This is a genomic window from Streptomyces sp. NPDC049837 (assembly GCF_040674455.1).
Classification (GTDB): domain Bacteria; phylum Actinomycetota; class Actinomycetes; order Streptomycetales; family Streptomycetaceae; genus Streptomyces.
The window spans coordinates 147,104-165,739 of record NZ_JBFAMP010000015.1 but is presented as its reverse complement, the minus strand read 5'-3'; the positions used below and the strand labels follow the sequence as shown (position 1 = coordinate 165,739).

Sequence of the window (18,636 nt, the reverse complement as noted above, 5' to 3'; positions counted from 1 at the left end):
GTCGATGGCGGGCCGACGGGCCTGACGTATGGACACTGTTGACGATTAGGGTGGGAAGAGCGCGGCACGAACATGGCCGCGGGTGCGCGGCGTCCCGAGGGGGAGAGCCGGGCGGACGGACGACGACAGGAACGGTCGCCCCCACCCACGACGGCACAAGGGTGCTCGACCACACCAGGAGGCAAAGTGAACGGCGATCGGGACGAGATCCGCGGGGGCGGCTGGAACGCGCCGCCCGTCGACGATCAGTCCGACGCGGATCCCGCCGAGATGACGGGTGAGTTCACCATCGACTACACACCGCCTGCCTGGTACACGCAGAACGCGGGCGACACGTCGTCGGGTGGCGGGGCGTCGGCCACACCGCCGGCTACCTCGCCGGCCACGCCTCCGGTTACGCCTCCGGTCACCCCGCCGGTCACGCCTCCGGTTACGCCGCCTCCGCCGCCGAGCGGGGCGACGCCGGTGGCCGTGCCGGGGGTGCCGCAGGGCGGCGGTTTCCAGCCGGACTGGGCGCCGGGGGCGGCGCCTTCGGCTCCGGTTCCGTCGGCTCCCCCGGCTGATGCGGCACCCGCCCCTTCGGCGCCGGAGGCTCCGGCTCCGGCTCCGGCTGAGCCTGCTCCGGCTGCTCCGGCGCCTGCTGCTCCTGCGCCTGGTGAGCAGGGGAAGGACGAGGCGGCGCAGCCGTTCGGGGGCGGTGATGTGGAGAGTGGGGCCACCATGCGCTTCTCCCCGGCCGCGTTGAAGCGTGAGATGGCCGAGATCGCGGAGCGGGAGGCGGCGAAGTCGGCAGAGGCTGCCGAAGGTTCCTCCGGGGACGCGGAGGCTGAAGCGGTCAAGGCCGCCGAGGAGGCCCCTCAGGCGGACGCCGGTGACGAGGGCGCCGAGACGGAGGCGCCGGAAGAAGCGGTCGCGGAGGCGGCGCCGCAGGACACGCCGCCCCAAGACGCACCGCCGCAGGACGCACCGCCGCAGGACACCCCCCCGCCCGCGCCCGAGGCGGCGCAGCCGTGGGCGCCCGCGCCGGGGCAGCAGGGCGCCGGGCTGCCGCCGCTGCCGCCCGCGTTCCAGCCGGCCACGCCGACGGGGGCGCCGACCGGTGCGCCGCAGTGGCCCGTGCAGCCGGCGCCGGCCCAGGAGCAGTCGGCTCCGCCCGCGCCCGTGCCGCCCCAGGCACCGGCGCCCGCCGCACCGCTGCCGCCGCAGGCCCCCCAGGGCGGCTACGGCTTCCCCCAGCCCGGGCAGCCCCAGCCGCAGGCCCAGCAGCCCCAGGGCGGGTACGGTTTTCCGCACCCCGGCCAGCCGCAGCCCCAGCCCGCCCCCCAAGGCGGCTACGGCTTCCCCCAGCCCGGGCAACCCCAGCCGCAGGCCCAGCAGCCCCAGGGCGGCTACGGGTTCCCCCAGCCGGGACAGCCGCCGCAGCAGCCCCAGCAGCCGCCCGTCGATCCGCGGACCGGTCAGGCGTGGCCCACGTCGGTCACGCACGACCAGCGCGAGCGGTCCGTGCCGGGCGCGCCGCTCGGTTACACGGCGGCCGTCGAGCTGTCCTCCGACCGCCTGCTGCGCAACAACAAGCAGAAGGCCAAGTCCAGCCGCAATCCCTCCGCCGCCGCCCGGTTCAAGCTCGGCGGCAAGAAGGAGGAGGCGGAGCGGCAGCGGAAGCTGGAGCTGATCCGTACGCCGGTGCTGTCCTGCTACCGGATCGCGGTCATCTCCCTCAAGGGCGGCGTCGGCAAGACCACGACGACCACCGCCCTCGGCGCCACCCTGGCGACCGAGCGGCAGGACAAGATCCTGGCGATCGACGCCAACCCCGACGCCGGTACGCTCGGCCGGCGCGTGCGCCGCGAGACCGGGGCCACCATCCGTGACCTGGTCCAGGCGATCCCGTACCTCAACTCGTACATGGACATCCGCCGCTTCACCTCGCAGGCGCCCTCCGGTCTGGAGATCATCGCCAACGACGTGGACCCGGCCGTCTCGACGACGTTCAACGACGAGGACTACCGGCGGGCGATCGACGTCCTGGGCAAGCAGTACCCGATCATCCTCACCGACTCCGGCACCGGTCTGCTCTACAGCGCCATGCGCGGCGTGCTGGACCTCGCCGACCAACTGATCATCATCTCCACCCCGTCCGTCGACGGCGCGTCCAGCGCGTCGACCACGCTCGACTGGCTGTCCGCGCACGGGTACGCCGACCTGGTGCAGCGCTCGATCACGGTCATCTCGGGTGTCCGTGAGACCGGCAAGATGATCAAGGTCGATGACATCGTGCAGCACTTCGAGACGCGCTGCCGCGGGGTCGTCGTGGTGCCGTTCGACGAGCACCTGGCCGCGGGCGCCGAGGTGGACCTCGACATGATGCGGCCGAAGACGCGGGAGGCGTACTTCAACCTCTCCGCGATGGTCGCCGAGGACTTCGTACGGGCGCAGCAGGCGCAGGGGCTGTGGACCGGCGACGGTCACGGCTCCATGCCGCCCCAGATGGCCCCGCCGGTCCCGGGCCAGCCGCTGCCGGGTCAGCCCGCGCCCGGCCAGCAGCCCATGCCCGGCCAGCCCATGCCAGGCCAGCAGCCCTACCCGCCCCAGCAGCCCGGCGTACCCCCGCAGGGCTGGCAGCCGTACCAGCAGCCCGGCCAGCCCATGCCCCCGGCCCAGCACCCGCAGCAGCCGCACCAGCAACCCCACCCCGGGTGGCCGCAGCAGCCGCAGCAGCAGCCTCCGCAGGCGCCGCCAGCCCCTCAGCAGTAGGGCGACAGAGGACTGGACCAATGAGGGCCCGCACCGTGACCACGGTGCGGGCCCTCGCCGTATCCCCCGCCGTATTCCCGCAGTCCACAAGCGGTTTGACGCCTCGTTGACTGGGCTACATCCCCGCTGATAGACCTTCGCTTCACTAGCTGGCGCCCCAAGATCGACGCGAGGTCAACCTCATGGTCACCATGGCTCCACATCGCTCCTTCCGCCTGCTTCTCGCCTCAGCCATCGCCGCCACCACTCCACTCACCGTCGGCCAGCCGGCGCAGGCGGACGACGGGGACGGCAAGTCCGTCCTCACCGTCGCCGTCTCGCAGAGCGTGGACTCCCTGAGCCCCTTCCTCGCCCAGCGGCTGGTGTCGACCAGCATCCACCGGCTCACCTACGAGTACCTGACCAACTACGACGCCAAGGACGCGCGCACCATCCCCGGTCTCGCCACCGCCTGGAAGTCGTCGCCGGACAAGCTGACGTGGACGTACACCATCCGCGACAACTCCAAGTGGTCGGACGGCAAGCAGGCCACGGCCGAGGACGCCGCCTGGACGTTCAACAAGATGATGACGGACGAGAACGCCGCCACCGCCAACGGCAGCTTCACCGCCAACTTCGCGAAGGTCACCGCGCCGGACCCGAAGACGCTGGTCATCACGTTGAAGAAGCCGCAGGCCACCATGACGGCCCTCGACGTGCCGATCGTCCCCAAACACATCTGGGAGAAGGTCGGGGACTTCTCGAAGTACAACAACGACAAGCGGTTCCCGATCGTCGGCAACGGCCCGTTCATCATCACCGACTACAAGGTCGACCAGTACGTGAAGCTCAAGCCGAACAAGGACTTCTGGCGCGGGGCGCCGAAGTTCGACGAGCTGGTGCTGCGCTACTACAAGGACGGTGACGCCGCGGTCGCCGCCCTCCGCAAGGGCGAGGTGTCCTTCGTACCGAACCTCACCCCCGCCCAGGCCGCGTCCCTGAAGTCCGCCGAGAACATCAAGGTGAACGACGCGCCCGGCCGCCGCTTCTTCGCCCTGGCCACCAACCCGGGGGCGCGCTCCAAGGACGGCAAGAAGTTCGGCAGCGGCCACCCCGCGCTGCTCGACCCGGCGGTCCGCAAGGCGCTGTTCCACGCCGTCGACCGCAAGACGATCGTCGACAAGGTCTTCCAGGGCCACGCCGTGGAGGGCGAGGGCTACATCCCGCCCCGCTTCGACACGTACTTCTGGAAGCCGGAGGACACCCAGAAGATCGCCTACGACCCCGCCAAGGCCGAGCAGATCCTCGAACAGGCCGGATACAAGAGGAACAGCAGCGGCAAGCGCGTCGGCAAGGACGGCAGGCCGCTCGACTTCCGCATCCTGTGCCACGCCACCGACCCGAACGACAAGGCGGTCGGCAAGTACCTCCAGGAGTGGTGGGGCCGACTGGGCATCGGGCTGAAGGTCGACTGCCTCGACAACGTCTCCGACCCGTGGCTCAAGGGCGACTACGACCTCGCCTTCGACGGCTGGTCGGTCAACCCCGACCCCGACTTCGTCCTGTCCATCCACACTTGCGCCGCGCTCCCTGCCACCCCCAAGGACACCGGCGCGACGGACAACTTCATCTGCGACAAGCGGTACGACGAGCTGTACGCCAAGCAGGCCGTCGAGTACGACACCGCCAAGCGAGCCGATCTGGTCAAGCAGTTGCAGTCACGGCTCTACGACACCGGGTACATGAACGTCATGGCGTACCCCAACGCCGTCGAGGCCTACCGCACGGACCACATCAAGTCCATCACCACCATGCCGGCCGACGGCGGCAACATCTACGGCCAGGACGGCTACTGGAGCTGGTGGTCCGCCGAGCCGGCCACGAACGGCGAGAGCAGCGACTCCGGTTCGTCGACGGGCATGTGGATCGGCATCGGCTCGGCCGCGGTCGTCCTCCTCGCCGTGGGCGTCTGGACCGCCGCACGCCGCCGCTCCACCGCCGACGACCGCGAGTAGCCGATGACGACAGCCGGCACGACCGCCGGGGCGGTGGACAAGCGCCCCGGCGGGCTCACCACCACCGCCTACCCGCGCTACCTGGCGGGCAAGCTGGGCGGCGCGGTCGTCTCCCTCTTCGCCGTGCTCGTCACCAGCTTCTTCCTCTTCCGCATCATCCCCGGCGACCCGGTCAGGGCAATGACGCACGGCGTACCGACGTCCGCCGAGCAAATGGCCACACTCCGCCGCCAGTTCGGGCTCGACCTGCCCCTGTGGCAGCAGTTCACGGACTACTGCGCCAAGGCGCTGACCGGCGATCTCGGTATGTCGTACCAGTTCCGCGCGCCGGTCGGCGAGCTGATCGTGAACAAGCTCCCCGCGACCCTCCTCCTCACCGGCGTCGCCGTCGTCGTCTACTCGGTGATCGGGCTGTGGCTGGGCACCCGCTCCGCCTGGCGCCACGGCGGCCTCGGCGACCGGGTCAACACGGGCATCGCGCTGACGCTGTGGTCGGTGCCGTCGTTCTGGCTCGGGCTGCTGCTCATCATCGTCTTCTCGGTGGGCATCGGGCCCATCCCGGGCATGTTCCCGACGGGCGGCATGGAATCCGGTGACGAGACGGGCTTCGCGTACGTCCTCGACGTCGCCCACCACATGGTGCTGCCCGTCCTCACGCTGGTCGCCGTCGGGTACGCGCAGACGCTGCTGGTGATGCGTGCCTCGCTGCTCGACGAGATGGGCGGCGACTACCTGACGACCGCGCGGGCCAAAGGCCTCCGCGACGACGTCGTACGCCGCCGGCACGCCGTACCGAACGCCCTGCTGCCGACCGTCACCATGATCTTCATCAACCTAGGGCACGTGGCCGCCGGGTCGATCCTCGTCGAGACGGTGTTCTCGTGGCCGGGGCTCGGCGGGTTGTTCTACCAGGCGCTCTCCGTGCCCGATCTGCCGCTCGTCCAGGGTCTGTTCGTGGTGTTCGCGGGCGCGATGATCCTGATGAACCTCCTCGCGGACCTCCTGTACCCGCTCCTCGACCCCCGGGTGGGCCGATGACAAGATCGCTGCTCTGGTCCCGCCGCCGCGCGTCGGCGGCACGCTTCTGGAGCCAGTACCGCAAGCAGCGGGCCGGGCTGTACGGGCTCGGTGCCCTCGCCCTGATCGCGCTCGTCGCGCTCGCGGCGCCGTTGCTCGTCGGCGGTGACGTGCAGAGCGTGACCAACGCCCCCGGTGCGGCACTGGAGTCGCCGAGCGCCCGATTCCCGCTCGGCACCGACCAGTTCGGGCGGTCACTGCTGGGCCTCCTCGTCTGGGGCGCCCGCGTGTCGCTCGCCGTGGGACTGCTCGCGGCCGCGCTGTCCGTCGCCATCGGTACGCTCGTCGGCATCCTCGCGGGCCACTTCGGCGGCTGGTTCTCCACAGTGGTCATGCGGATCACCGACTGGTTCCTGGTGATGCCGTCGCTGGTGCTGGCGATCGTGCTGGCCACGGTGATGTCCCGGAGCATGTGGACGGTGGTCCTGGCGATCGGGGTCGCGAGCTGGCCCACCACCGCCCGCCTCGTCCGCGCCCAGACCATCGCGGTGGAGTCCCGCCCGTACATCGAACGCGCGCGGGCGCTCGGCGGCGGCCACGGGCACGTCATGGGCCGCCACGTGCTGCCCAACGTCATGCCGCTGGTGCTGGCCCAGACCACCCTGTGCATCTCCACCGCCATCCTCACCGAGGCCACGCTCGCCTTCCTCGGCCTGGGCGACCCGACGGTCGTCTCCTGGGGCGGCATGCTCCAGGACGCGCGCGAGGCGGGCGCGGTCTCGTCCGGGCACTGGTGGTACCTGGCGCCGCCCGGCATCGCCATCGCGGTCGTCGCGCTCGCCTTCACGCTGTGCGGGCGGGCGATCGAGTCGGTACTCAACCCGAAGCTGGGGGTGGGCCGTTGAGCCTCCTCACGATCAGGAACCTGCACGTCACCTACGGGTCAGGACCGGCGGCCGTGCCCGCCGTGCGCGGTGTCGACCTGACCGTGGAGGCGGGGCAGAAGCTCGGCATCGCGGGCGAGTCGGGGTGCGGCAAGTCGACGCTGGCGCTGGCACTGCTGCGGCTGCTGCCCGCCTCCGCCCGCCTCACCGGGGAGATCCTGCTGGCCGGTGAGGACGTCCTGACCATGAAATGGGGACGGCTGCGGGCCGTACGGTGGGCGGGCGCGTCGATCGTGTTCCAGGGCGCCATGCACTCGCTCAACGCCGTGCACCGGATCGGCGACCAGATCGCCGAGCCCCTCCTCGTCCACCGCCGAGCCACCCCGGCCGCGGCCCGCGAGCGGGTGGGTGACCTGCTGGAACAGGTAGGACTGCCGGCCGCCCGAGCCAACGCGTACCCCCACGAGCTGTCCGGAGGCCAGCGCCAGCGCGTGATGATCGCCATGGCCCTCGCCTGCGACCCGCGCCTGATCGTCGCCGACGAGCCCACGACGGCGCTCGACGTGATGATCCAGGCACAGATCCTCCGGCTGCTGGAGCAGTTGGTCACCGAGCAGGACATCAGCCTCGTCATGATCAGCCACGACCTGGCCGTCCTGGCCGACACGTGCGACCGGCTGGCGGTCATGTACGCGGGCCGGGTCGTCGAGGAGGGCCCGGCACGGGCCGTCTACGACGCCGCCCGGCACCCCTACGGGCGCGCCCTGTCCGCCGCGTTCCCGCGCATCGGCGACCCGGCGTCCCGGCTCGCCCCGCGCGGTCTGCCCGGCGACCCGCCCGACCCGGCCGCGCTGCCGTCCGGCTGTACGTTCCACCCGCGCTGCCCGGTCGCGCTGGACGTGTGCGCGTCCCAGGACCCGCCCCTCACCGAGGCGGCACCCGGACACCGCGCGGCCTGCGTCCTGACGACCGGGAGCCCCGCATGAACCCCCTGCTGTCCGCCTCCGGCCTCCACGTCACCTTCCCCGGCCGGCGCGGTGGCCCCTCCGCCCGTGCCGTGGACGGCGTCGACCTGGACATCGGCGCCGGCGAGATCGTCGCGCTCGTCGGCGAGTCGGGCTGCGGCAAAACGACCCTGGCGCGCTCGCTGCTGGGCCTGGTCCGCCCCACGTCCGGCTCCATCACGTTCGCCGGAGCACCGCTCTCGTACCGGAGCGCCGACCTCAAGGCGTACCGGCGGCGCGTCCAGCTCGTGCTCCAGGACCCGAGCGGCTCGCTCAACCCCCGGCACACCGTGTACGACGCGGTCGCGGAGGGCCTCCGCATCCACGGCGCCGCCTCCGACGAGCGTGCCGCCGTCGCCTCCGCCCTCTCCCGTGCCGGGCTGCGCCCCCCGGAACGCTTCTTCCTCCGCTACCCGCACGAACTGTCGGGCGGTCAGCGGCAGCGGGTCGTCATCGCCGGCGCGCTCGTCCTCGAACCGGAGCTCATCGTCGCGGACGAGCCGGTCGCCTCCCTGGACGCCTCGGTACGCGGCGAGATCCTCGCCCTCCTGCTGCGGCTGCGCTCCGAACTGGGCCTGTCCGCGCTGGTCGTGACGCATGACTTGGGCCTGGCATGGAACATCGCCGACCGGGTGGCGGTGATGTACCTGGGCCGCATCGTCGAGACGGGCACGGTCGAGGAGGTCCTCTCGGCTCCTCGTCACCCGTACACCCGGGCACTCCTCTCCGTCCTCCCGGAGTCCCCCACCGAGCCGGTCGTCCTCACGGGCGAACCCCCCGACCCGTCCCGCGTCCCGCCCGGCTGCCGCTTCCACGCGCGGTGCCAGGTGCTGGCGTCGGGCGAGGCGGACCGAGCGGGCCTGGCTGGCGCGTGCCGTACGGTCCCGCTGCCCGTCCTGAACGGCCGTGGCCGGGCGGCAGCGTGCCATGTGCACGGACCTTGAGCCCCACGGCCTGCACCCGGCGTCCGGCCGGGTGCAGGCCGTGCAGGGTCGCCCCCGCAGAGGATGGCGGCGAAGCAGGGGCTCCCCTTGCCCGTGACCCAAGGCCGCCGGTCTCGAGGAGGTGAGCCCGGAGGGGCCCCGCCCCCACCCACCGGGGGTGGCGACCCGGCCCACCGGCCCGCACCCGGGGGCACCGGGACCGGGTACCGCCCAGGGGGCACCGCGTAAAGGCACCGCCCCTGTCCCGTTGTGCCCACCCGTTCCGCCGTGCGGAACGATTGCCCACAACGGGATCAGACCGGGCGGAGCCCGCGGCGGGGGTGGGCAACGTCGCCCGGAGGGCGGGCCCTACCGGCCGGAGGTGAGGTCGCGGCAGCGTTTGACGTCGTCCGCGATCGCTTCCAGGAGCGCTTCGATGGACTCGAACTTCTGCTGGCCCCGTACGTACGCCAGGAAGTCGACCGCCACGTGCAGTCCGTACAGGTCGAGGCCGACACGGTCGATCGCGTAGGCCTCGACCGTGCGTTCCGTGCCGTTGAACTGGGGGTTCGTGCCGACCGAGATCGCCGCCGGCATCCGCTCCCCCGCCGCGGTGAGCCAGCCGGCGTAGACGCCGTCGGCGGGGATGGCGGTGTGCGGCAGGGTCTCGACGTTCGCGGTCGGGTAGCCCAGCTCGCGGCCGCGCTGGGCGCCGCGTACGACGACGCCCTCCACACGGTGGGGCCGGCCCAGGATCTCGGCGGCGCCCTCGACGTCGCCCTCGGCGACCAGGCGGCGCACCAGGGTCGAGGAAAACGGCTCGCCGCCGCCCGCCTCGCCGCGCACGTAGAGGTCGACGACCTCGACCTCGTAGTCGTACGTCGCGCCCATCTCCCGCAGGAAGTCCACGTTCCCGGCGGCCTTGTGGCCGAAGCGGAAGTTCGGGCCCTCGATGACGGCGCGGGCGTGCAGCTTGTCGACGAGGACCTTCACGATGAAGTCGGCCGGCGAGAGCTGCGAGAACTCGGCCGTGAAGGGCAACACGAGGACGGCGTCGACGCCGAGGTCCGCCATCAGTTCGGCGCGCCGGTGGTGCGGGGCGAGCAGCGGCGGGTGGCTGCCGGGGCGGACGACCTCCGAGGGGTGCGGGTCGAAGGTGACGACGACCGCCGGGATGCCCAGCTCCCGGGCGCGGGAGACGGCCCGCCCGATGATGAGCTGGTGCCCGCGGTGCACCCCGTCGTAGGAGCCGATGGTGACGACGCTGCGCCCCCAGTCCTGGGGGATGTCCTCCAAGCCACGCCAGCGCTGCACTGTGACCGCTCCTCGCCCGAACCCGTGTACGTCATTGACCGCTTACGCAGGTCTAAGACTGCCATGCCCACGGCTTTCGGCCCGCATCGGCATCGGATGGACCGGACCGGCCGGGGCGCCGCCCAGGCGTTCGACGGTCCGGCGGGCGCTGGGTCCGACGACGAACGCCCAGTCCGTGGGGGCCTCCCGGAGCCACCCCACGACCAGGGAGGCGAACCCCGGCACTTCCCGGGCGAGCTCGACGAGCCGCCGGTCGAAGCAGGTCGCGCCCTCGGGCGTACGGATGAGGAGCAGACCGGCGCGGTGGACCAGCTCCCGGGTGCGCCCCTCCGGCCGCCGCCCGGCGCCGAGCGCGGCGGCCCTCAGCAGCGCGTCGAGGACGGCGAGGTCGCGGCCGTCGTGGCTCTCGTACCGCTCGTGCTCCAGGAGCACGTCGAGGAGCTCGTCGCGCAGCGGTCGCGACGCGGGCGTACCGGGCGCCGCGAGGACCGGGGCCAGCGCGCCGCGCACCTGAACGGGGCAGCCCCGCAGCAGGCCGCTGACCAGCGGGAAGAGCAAGGCACGGGCGGCCGGTCCCTGTTCCAGGCGCCGGTCGACGTACGCGGCCGCGTGGACGGCGCCCTCGGGGTGGCGGTGGACGTAGGCGCGGACCAGCTCGGCGGCGCGGCGGGCGAGCGCGGGCGTGCGGAGGCCGGCGAGGGCGTCCAGCACGGCGGCGGCGCCCGGCCCGGGGCCGCCGTCCAGGAGCCGTGCCCGGAACGCGGCGAGCACCGGCTCGGGGTGGGTGTTCAGCGCGGCGGCGAACGCGTTCGCGGGCAGCCCGGGGGCGCCGGCCCGGAAGGCGGCCAGGGCCCGGCCCAGGTACTGGTTCCGGCTGTGCGGGTCGCGCACGAGCAGGTCGAGCGCCGGTCCGTGCAGGGCGGCGTCCCCGGGGCGGCCGAGGAGCGCGACGGCGGCGTACCGGAGCAGCTCGCGCTCCGCGTCGGTGGTGACGTGCGCGGCGAGCAGTTGCCCGTACGCGGCGGCGGCCACGCGCCGGCCGGGCCGCGTGTCGTCGTGCGCCCAGCGGTCGACGGCCCGGCACAGCGCGGCCGGCTCGTCCTCGGCGAGGGCGGCGAGCAGCTCGTCGGCGCGCGGGTGGGCCGTGGTGACGAGCGCCTCGCACAGGTCGTCGGCGGCCAGGTCGCGGTGGGCGTACAGCAGGGCCTGCGCCGCCCCGGCGACGGTGGGCCTCACCTGTGCGCCGGACTGGGCGGGCAGCGGCCGCTCGTCGGTGAACCAGCGGCACAGCAGCGGCTGTACGCCCCGGGGATCGGCGGCCAGCCGTACGGCGACGGCGTCGAGGTAGCGCGGAACGTCCCGCGTCCCCGGCGCGCCGTCGGCGGGCACGAGGCGCCGCAGCAGGTCGACGCGGTCGTCCTCACCGATCCGCAGCCGCTCCCAGAACCACGGCCCGAACTCGCCGTTACCGGGAGCCGGTCCGCTCCCCGACACGATGCGCTCGGCGAGCAGCCGCAGCACGCCCAGGTACGGCCGCACGTCAGGAACCCGCAGCAGCGTTTCGCCCAGCAGCTTGGCGCCCCACCAGTCGGCATCCTCACCCCCCGCACCACCCAGCCCGGCGCCCGCCCCCGCGCCCGCCCCCTCCAAGGCGTCGATCAGGGTCTCCAGCCGCCGGGACAGGGCGGCCGGCCCCTGGAGGCGGTCGAGCAGCAGGAGCGCCTGGACGACCGGGCCGATCCGGTGGCGCGGCACGGGGAGGCCGGGCGGCTCTTCCGGGGCGTCGGCGTTCTGGTGGACCAGCGCGTCCAGCGCCGCGTCCAGGTCCAGGTGGGCGCCCTGGAGCCAGTCGCCGACCTCCTCGTGGGCGAACCGGTAGCCGGTGCCCGCCGGGACCAGAAGGCCCTCCGTCAGGACGGCCGCCGCCCAGCCGGTCGTCCAGGGGAACAGCTCCTCGAACTCCGCCCGGGTCAGTTCCCCCTGCCCCGGTCCCAGGCAGCGCCGTGCCGCCTCGTGCACGCGCCCCGCGACCCGCGCCGCCAGGCGCCGCACCGCGCTGCCCCGGGGGGCAGGCCACGCCCCGGACCCGGCCGCGATCCGTTCGGCGACCCGCAGGCACACCAGGTCCAGGTGCGCGGCGAAGATCTCGTGCCGGCCGGGCCGCCCCGGCACGTCCCCGGGCACGTCCCCGGGCTCGTCCCCGGACACGGCCTCCCCCACGGCGTCCCGCACAGCGGCCCGTACCTCCGCGAGGAGCCGCAGCGCCAGCGGGTGCCGGGCGTCGTCCGCCGCGATGGCGTCGCCCGGCAGTCCGTACCGGTCCCTCGCCCGTTTCGCCTCCCGCCCGGCGAGGTCGCCGATCCGCAGCGCGTCCGGCAGCCGCCAGGCTGGCCGCCCGGGCCGGTACAGCGCGCCGGAGGGGTACAGCGCGCCCGCCTGTTCCCAGTACTCCGGGCGGCAGGCGACGACGAGCCGGGCGCGGTGGGCGCGGAGCCAGGCGGCCGTCGCGGTGGTCCACCCGGCGGGCCTGTGGGCCAGGGCGGCCGGCATCTCCTCGGGGGCGTCGAGCAGGACGTGCAGGGGGCGTCCCCAGTCGCGGGCGAGCCGGGCGACCCGCTCGGGCGTGGCGGTGCCCAGGTCGCCGAGCCCTTCCGAGCAGGCCACGACCCGGCCGCCGAGCCGGAGCGCCCGCGCGACCGCGTCGGCGAGGGAGGCGTCGTCGGCGCGCAGGTCGGCGCCGCGCAGCCAAAGGGTCGGCGCGGGGGCGTCGCCGAGGGCGCGGCGGGCGGCGTGGGCGCGCAGTTCGGTGGTGCGGCCGGTGCCGGGGTCGCCGACGAGGGTGAACACCACGGCGTCGGACGCCTCGAAGGCCTCCAGCTCACGGGTGACGGCACGCCGTTCCACGGGGCCGGGCTCGCCGGCGGGGCCGACCGTCGTGGCGGTCAGCCGCAGCACGCCCGCCAGGTTCAGGTCGGCGCCGTACGCGGGGACGGTGGCGGCGTTGCGCCGCAGCAGCGCGGCCAGCGGGCCGTCGGGCGCCGCGGCGGCGACGCGGGTGAGCGGCACGGCGAGCCCGGCCGCACGGTGCCCGGCGTGCAGCGCGGTGCCCAGCACGCCCAGCACCGCGCCGGTGGTGGCGTCCAGGACGGGTCCGCCCGCGGCCTCGCCGCCCAGCCGGAGCGCCTCGCGCCCTTCGGTGCCGATGGCCAGCTCGATCGCGTCCCCGAGCAGGTGGAACCGGTCGGCCGCCGTGTAGGTCACCCGGGCGGTGCCGAGCACCCGGGCCTCGCGCCAGCCGCGCGCGGCGATCCGTACGTACGTACCCGCCTCGACCCGCCCCCGGGCCGCGACCGGCAGCGGACTCACCCCGAGCCCCTCGGTGCGCACGAGTGCCAGGTCGGCCTCGGGCAGCGGTGTGATGGCGTCGGCCTCGGCGACGCGGCTCCGTCCGTCGCCGGGCGCGTGCACCACCACCCGTACGAGCCCGTCCACGGCCTCGTGGCTGGTCACGACCGTTCCCTCGTCGTCGGCGACGAAGCCGACCCCTCGGGTGCGGCCCGCCGGATCACTGATCCGTACCAGCCTGGCCCGATCCCCGCGTTCCATGATTCGACGGTAGGGCGGTGTTGATCACCGGGAGAAGAACGCGATTCGAAAGCGCCCCCGTGTGCCCCCACCATTCACTCCGAGCGCCTGGCCAACCGGGTGAATCCTGCGTGCGGGGCGGATAGACCGTGTGAGAGGGGGATCGTGGAGCGGGCACCCGGGGTCGTCGCCCGCTCCACGATGGGGGAAGAGGCCAAGCCGAAGCAGCCCGTCACCCGAAGACGGCCAGGCTCTTCGCCTTGCCCTTCTTCTCCTCGACCAGCGCCAGGAAGCGCCCCTCGGGTCCGAAGACCGCCACGGGGGCCGTGTCGTACGCCGGCATGTCCAGCCGTACGCCGTTGAGCAGGAGCTTCGCCCGCCGCTCGTCCACGTCCCAGCGGGGGAACGCGGCCGCCGCGGCCTCGGCGATCGGCATGACGGTGAGCTCCTCCTGGAGCTGGTCCAGCGTCCGGGCCGCGTCCAGCTTGTACGGGCCGACGCGGGTGCGCCGCAGGGCCGTCAAGTGACCGCCGACGCCGAGACCGGCGCCCACGTCGCGGGCGAGGGCGCGGATGTACGTGCCGGAGGAGCAGACCACCGAGACGACGAGGTCGACGACCGGGGTCCCGTCCTCGGCGACGGCGTCGCGCATGTCGTACACCTGGAACGACGACACGGTCACCGGGCGGGCCGGGATGTCGAACTCCTCGCCACCCCGCACGCGGGCGTACGACCGCTTGCCGTCGATCTTGATGGCGCTGACCTTGGACGGCACCTGCATGATGTCGCCGGTCAGTTTGGCGACCTCCCCGTCGACGGCCTCGCGGGTGACCCCGGAGGCGTCGGTGGACGAGGTGATCTCGCCCTCCGCGTCGTCGGTGATGGTGTTCTGCCCGAGCCGGATGGTGCCCAGGTACTCCTTCTCGGTCAGCGCGAGGTGACCGAGGAGCTTGGTGGCCTTCTCGACGCCGAGGACCAGTACGCCGGTCGCCATCGGGTCGAGCGTCCCCGCGTGTCCGACGCGGCGGGTCCTGGCGATCCCGCGCATCTTGGCGACGACGTCGTGCGAAGTGAAGCCCGACGGCTTGTCGACGATGACAAGCCCGTCGGGCGTCTTGTTGTGCTGTGTCATTCCGAGGCTTCGCCCTCGTCCTCGTCCTCCGGCTTGCGGTACGGGTCGGCCTCGCCCGCGTACGTCTTGCCGGTCGACACCTCGCGCACCTCGGCGTCCTTGGCCCGCGCCTTGTGCAGGAGGTCCTCGATGGTGCGGGCGTTGTCCGGCAGCGCGTCCGGTACGAAGGTCAGGGTCGGCGTGAAGCGGACACCGGTCTGCTTGCCCACCTCGGAGCGCAGGATGCCCTTGGCGGACTCCAGCGCCGCCGCGGACGCCGCCCGCTCCTCCTCGTCGCCGTAGACCGTGTAGAAGACCGTGGCCTCCCGCAGGTCACCGGTGACCCGGGCGTCCGTGATGGTCACGAAGCCCAGCCGCGGATCCTTGATACGCCGGTCCAGGGTCTCCGCGACCACGACCTGGATGCGATCGGCCAGCTTGCGGGCCCGCGCGTTGTCGGCCACCGGTCCTTCTCCTCTTTCGTCCTACGTTCGTCGTGCCGCAGGGCGGCACGTTCAGTCTTCATCGGTGTGCATGCGCCGGCGCACCGACAGCAGCTCCACCTCGGGCCGGCCCGCGACCATGCGTTCGCACCGGTCCAGCACCTCCGTCAGGTGCCCGACGTCCCCGGACACCATCGCCAGGCCGATCTGGGCCCTGCGATGGAGGTTCTGGGAGCCGGTCTCCGCCACGCTCACCGCGAATTTCCGCTGGAGCTCGGCGACGATCGGCCGGACGACGGAGCGCTTCTCCTTCAACGACCGTACGTCGCCGAGGAGCAGGTCGAAGGACAGAGTCCCCACATACATGTGTGCCCGGATGTCCCGCCGGTTCGGGTTCAGGGCCCCGCCAACCACTTGGCAGGGACACCAAGAACCGTACACGGAACGGCCGGGGCCGATCGACGGAAATACTTCCGCCAACCGGCCCCGGCTGCCGTGACTGCGATCAGCCGCGCGGCTTCTCGCGCATCTCGTACGTCGCGATGACGTCGTCGACCTTGATGTCGTTGAAGTTTCCGAGGTTGATACCACCCTCGAAGCCTTCGCGGATCTCGGTGACGTCGTCCTTGAAGCGACGCAGACCCTCGATGTTGAGGTTCTCCGCGATGACCTTGCCGTCGCGGATGAGGCGCGCCTTGGTGTTGCGCTTGACCTCGCCGGAGCGGATGAGAACACCCGCGATGTTGCCCAGCTTGGACGAGCGGAAGACCTCGCGGATCTCCGCCGTACCGAGCTCGACCTCTTCGTACTCCGGCTTGAGCATGCCCTTGAGGGCCGCCTCGATCTCCTCGATGGCCTGGTAGATCACCGAGTAGTACCGGACGTCGACGCCCTCGCGCTCCGCCATCTGCGCGGCACGGCCGGCCGCGCGGACGTTGAAGCCGATGACGATGGCGTCGGAGCCCATCGCCAGGTCGATGTCCGACTCCGTGACCGCACCGACACCGCGGTGCAGGACCCGGATGTCGACCTCTTCGCCGACGTCGAGCTGGAGCAGCGACGACTCGAGCGCCTCGACGGAACCGGAAGCGTCACCCTTGATGATGAGGTTGAGCTGCTGGATCTCGCCGGCCTTGAGCACCTTGTCCAGGTCCTCGAGGGAGACGCGGCGCACGCGCTTGGCGAACGCGGCGTTGCGCTCACGGGCGGCACGCTTCTCGGCGATCTGACGGGCCGTACGGTCCTCGTCGACCACCAGGAAGTTGTCGCCGGCGCCCGGGACGTTGGTGAGACCGAGGACGAGGACCGGGGTCGAGGGACCCGCCTCTTCCACGTTCTCGCCCTTGTCGTCGAGCATGGCGCGGACGCGGCCGTAGGCGTCGCCCGCGACCATCGTGTCGCCGACCCGCAGCGTGCCTCGCTGGACCAGGACGGTCGCGACGGCGCCGCGGCCCTTGTCCAGGTGGGCCTCGATGGCAATACCCTGCGCGTCCTGCTCCGGGTTGGCCCGGAGGTCGAGCGAGGCGTCGGCCGTCAGGATCACGGCCTCCAGCAGCTCGTCGATGTGCAGGCCCTGCTTGGCGGAGATGTCGACGAACATGGTGTCGCCGCCGTACTCCTCGGCCACCAGGCCGTACTCGGTGAGCTGACCGCGCACCTTGACCGGGTCCGCGCCCTCGACGTCGATCTTGTTGACCGCGACCACGATCGGCACGTCGGCCGCCTTGGCGTGGTTCAGCGCCTCGATCGTCTGGGGCATCACACCGTCATTGGCCGCGACCACGAGGATCGCGATGTCGGTGGACTTCGCACCACGGGCACGCATGGCGGTGAACGCCTCGTGACCCGGGGTGTCGATGAAGGTGATCTTGCGGTCCTCGCCGTTGACCTCGGTGGCGACCTGGTACGCACCGATGTGCTGCGTAATACCGCCGGCCTCGCCCGCGACGACGTTCGTCTTGCGGATCGCGTCCAGCAGTCGGGTCTTACCGTGGTCGACGTGACCCATGACGGTCACGACCGGCGGACGCGGCGCGAGGTACTCCTCGCCGCCCTCGTCCTCGCCCCACTCGAGGTCGAAGGACTCGAGCAGCTCGCGGTCCTCCTCCTCGGGGCTGACGATCTGAACCTGGTAGTTCATCTCGTCACCGAGGAGCTGCAGCGTCTCGTCGGAGACGGACTGCGTGGCGGTGACCATCTCGCCGAGGTTCATCATGACCGCGACGAGCGACGCCGGGTTGGCGTTGATCTTCTCCGCGAAGTCGGTGAGGGACGCACCACGCGACAGGCGAACGGTCTCGCCGTTGCCGCGAGGCAGCATCACGCCGCCGACCGACGGGGCCTGCATGGCCTCGTACTCCTGGCGCCTCTGCCGCTTCGACTTACGGCCACGACGGGCCGGACCGCCGGGACGGCCGAACGCGCCCTGCGTGCCACCACGGCCACCGGGACCGCCGGAACGGCCACCGAAGCCGGGACGACCGCCGAAGCCGCCGCCACCGCCACCGGGACCACCGGGACGACCGCCGCCACCGCCACCGGGACGGCCGGCGAAACCGCCGCCACCGCCGCCGGGACCGGCCGGACGGCCGGCGAAGCCGGGACGACCGCCGCCACCGGCACCGCCGGGACGACCGCCACCACCGGGACCGCGACCGCCACCAGGGCCACCGCCGGGGCGGGGACCGGCAGCCGGACGCTGCGGCATCATGCCCGGGTTCGGGCGGTTACCGGCGGGGCCGCCACCCGGGCGCGGGGCCTGGGGACGCGGCATGCCGCCGGGAGTGGGACGCGGGCCACCGGGACCGGCCTGCGGACGGGGACCGCCCTGACCGGCGCCCTGCGGACGCGGACCGCCCGGGGCACCGGGGCCACCGGGACGCGGGGCACCGCCCGGACGGGGCGCCTGCGGGCGCGCCATGCCGGTGGAGCCACCAGAGGTGAACGGGTTGTTGCCCGGACGCGGACCCGCGGGACGCGGGGCACCCGGACGGGGCGCCTGACGCTCGCCACCGGGGCGCGGGGCACCGGGACGGGCACCGCCACGCTCGCCGCCCTGACCGCGCTCGCCCTGCGGGCGGCCGGCGGGACGGGGACCGGGGGTGGCACCGGGCCGGGGACCGGCGGCCGGGGCCGACGGGGGCGCGGTGAACTCCGGGTTCGCCGGAGCCGGCGAGGCGGGCGCCGGCTTGGGCGCCGCCGCGGGCTTCGGACCCGGGGTGGGACGCGGGCCGGGGGCCGGCGTCGCGGGCTTCTCGGCCGCCGCGGGCTTCGGCGCGGGGGCGCCGGGCTTCGGGGCAGCGGGGCGGGCCGCCTGCGCCGGGGAGGGCGCGGGGGCGGACGGCTTGGCAGGCGCGGCCTTGCGGGGCGCGCCGGGCTTCGCTGCGGACTTGCCGGCGGTGCCGGGCCCCTGCAGCGCGTCAGTCAACTTACGTACAACCGGCGCTTCGATCGTTGAAGACGCCGAACGGACGAATTCACCGAGTTCCTGGAGCTTGGCCATGACGACCTTGCTCTCCACACCGAACTCCTTGGCGAGTTCGTATACCCGGACCTTAGCCACTTCGCTCCTTTTAGGTCCGGGTTACCGCCGGACCGTCGCTACTTC

At 73.1% G+C, this 18,636-nt stretch carries 12 protein-coding genes; 6 read left to right on the top strand and 6 right to left on the bottom strand.

Annotated elements, in window-relative coordinates; all coding sequences use genetic code 11:
• The first annotated feature begins 186 nt into the window (after window positions 1-186).
• The 6 genes from AB0J57_RS31685 to AB0J57_RS31660 all read left to right on the top strand — a co-directional run bounded on the left by AB0J57_RS31685 (window position 187) and on the right by AB0J57_RS31660 (window position 8,597).
• Complete coding sequence (locus AB0J57_RS31685; RefSeq protein ID WP_366131810.1) at window positions 187-2,754, top strand: SCO5717 family growth-regulating ATPase; 2,568 nt, start codon at window positions 187-189, stop codon at window positions 2,752-2,754.
• Between the two features lie 191 nt (window positions 2,755-2,945).
• Window positions 2,946-4,748 carry an ABC transporter substrate-binding protein gene (locus AB0J57_RS31680; RefSeq protein ID WP_366131809.1) on the top strand — a complete coding sequence of 601 codons (1,803 nt, stop codon included), beginning with the start codon at window positions 2,946-2,948 and terminating at the stop codon, window positions 4,746-4,748.
• A gap of 3 nt (window positions 4,749-4,751) precedes the next feature.
• Complete coding sequence (locus tag AB0J57_RS31675; protein ID WP_366131808.1) at window positions 4,752-5,786, top strand: ABC transporter permease; 1,035 nt, start codon at window positions 4,752-4,754, stop codon at window positions 5,784-5,786.
• A complete protein-coding gene (locus AB0J57_RS31670) occupies window positions 5,783-6,670 on the top strand; it encodes an ABC transporter permease (protein ID WP_366131807.1) in 888 nt (295 codons plus the stop codon). The genes AB0J57_RS31675 and AB0J57_RS31670 overlap by 4 nt, the downstream gene beginning before the upstream one ends.
• On the top strand, window positions 6,667-7,635 hold the full coding sequence (locus tag AB0J57_RS31665) for an ABC transporter ATP-binding protein (RefSeq protein WP_366131806.1): 969 nt from the start codon (window positions 6,667-6,669) through the stop codon (window positions 7,633-7,635). Before AB0J57_RS31670 ends, AB0J57_RS31665 begins: the two co-directional genes overlap by 4 nt.
• Complete coding sequence (locus AB0J57_RS31660; protein WP_366131805.1) at window positions 7,632-8,597, top strand: ABC transporter ATP-binding protein; 966 nt, start codon at window positions 7,632-7,634, stop codon at window positions 8,595-8,597. The genes AB0J57_RS31665 and AB0J57_RS31660 overlap by 4 nt, the downstream gene beginning before the upstream one ends.
• A gap of 348 nt (window positions 8,598-8,945) precedes the next feature.
• On the opposite strand, the gene AB0J57_RS31655 is transcribed toward AB0J57_RS31660, so the two are convergent.
• The 6 genes from AB0J57_RS31655 to infB all read right to left on the bottom strand — a co-directional run bounded on the left by AB0J57_RS31655 (window position 8,946) and on the right by infB (window position 18,591).
• On the bottom strand, window positions 8,946-9,890 hold the full coding sequence (locus AB0J57_RS31655) for a bifunctional riboflavin kinase/FAD synthetase (RefSeq protein ID WP_366131804.1): 945 nt from the start codon (window positions 9,888-9,890) through the stop codon (window positions 8,946-8,948).
• A gap of 42 nt (window positions 9,891-9,932) precedes the next feature.
• The gene (locus AB0J57_RS31650) at window positions 9,933-13,496 is read right to left on the bottom strand and encodes a trypsin-like peptidase domain-containing protein (protein WP_366131803.1); all 3,564 of its coding nucleotides are present in this window, start codon (window positions 13,494-13,496) and stop codon (window positions 9,933-9,935) included.
• A gap of 211 nt (window positions 13,497-13,707) precedes the next feature.
• On the bottom strand, window positions 13,708-14,607 hold the full coding sequence (truB, locus tag AB0J57_RS31645) for a tRNA pseudouridine(55) synthase TruB (protein WP_366131802.1): 900 nt from the start codon (window positions 14,605-14,607) through the stop codon (window positions 13,708-13,710).
• Complete coding sequence (rbfA, locus tag AB0J57_RS31640; RefSeq protein WP_366131801.1) at window positions 14,604-15,050, bottom strand: 30S ribosome-binding factor RbfA; 447 nt, start codon at window positions 15,048-15,050, stop codon at window positions 14,604-14,606. The genes truB and rbfA overlap by 4 nt, the downstream gene beginning before the upstream one ends.
• A 51-nt stretch (window positions 15,051-15,101) precedes the next feature.
• The gene (locus AB0J57_RS31635; RefSeq protein ID WP_366131800.1) at window positions 15,102-15,395 is read right to left on the bottom strand and encodes a DUF503 domain-containing protein; all 294 of its coding nucleotides are present in this window, start codon (window positions 15,393-15,395) and stop codon (window positions 15,102-15,104) included.
• A gap of 139 nt (window positions 15,396-15,534) precedes the next feature.
• Window positions 15,535-18,591: a translation initiation factor IF-2 gene (infB, locus tag AB0J57_RS31630; RefSeq protein WP_366131799.1), complete on the bottom strand. Its 3,057-nt coding sequence runs from the start codon at window positions 18,589-18,591 to the stop codon at window positions 15,535-15,537.
• Window positions 18,592-18,636 lie beyond the last annotated feature (45 nt).

Bases quoted from the DNA above. Each gene is read 5' to 3' on its own strand.
- AB0J57_RS31680 (WP_366131809.1), top strand. From the start codon at position 2,946: ATGGCTCCACATCGCTCCTTCCGCCTGCTTCTCGCCTCAGCCATCGCC.
- AB0J57_RS31675 (WP_366131808.1), top strand. From the start codon at position 4,752: ATGACGACAGCCGGCACGACCGCCGGGGCGGTGGACAAGCGCCCCGGC.
- AB0J57_RS31670 (WP_366131807.1), top strand. From the start codon at position 5,783: ATGACAAGATCGCTGCTCTGGTCCCGCCGCCGCGCGTCGGCGGCACGC.
- AB0J57_RS31660 (WP_366131805.1), top strand. From the start codon at position 7,632: ATGAACCCCCTGCTGTCCGCCTCCGGCCTCCACGTCACCTTCCCCGGC.
- AB0J57_RS31650 (WP_366131803.1), bottom strand. From the start codon at position 13,496: ATGGAACGCGGGGATCGGGCCAGGCTGGTACGGATCAGTGATCCGGCG.
- truB (WP_366131802.1), bottom strand. From the start codon at position 14,607: ATGACACAGCACAACAAGACGCCCGACGGGCTTGTCATCGTCGACAAG.
- AB0J57_RS31635 (WP_366131800.1), bottom strand. From the start codon at position 15,395: ATGTATGTGGGGACTCTGTCCTTCGACCTGCTCCTCGGCGACGTACGG.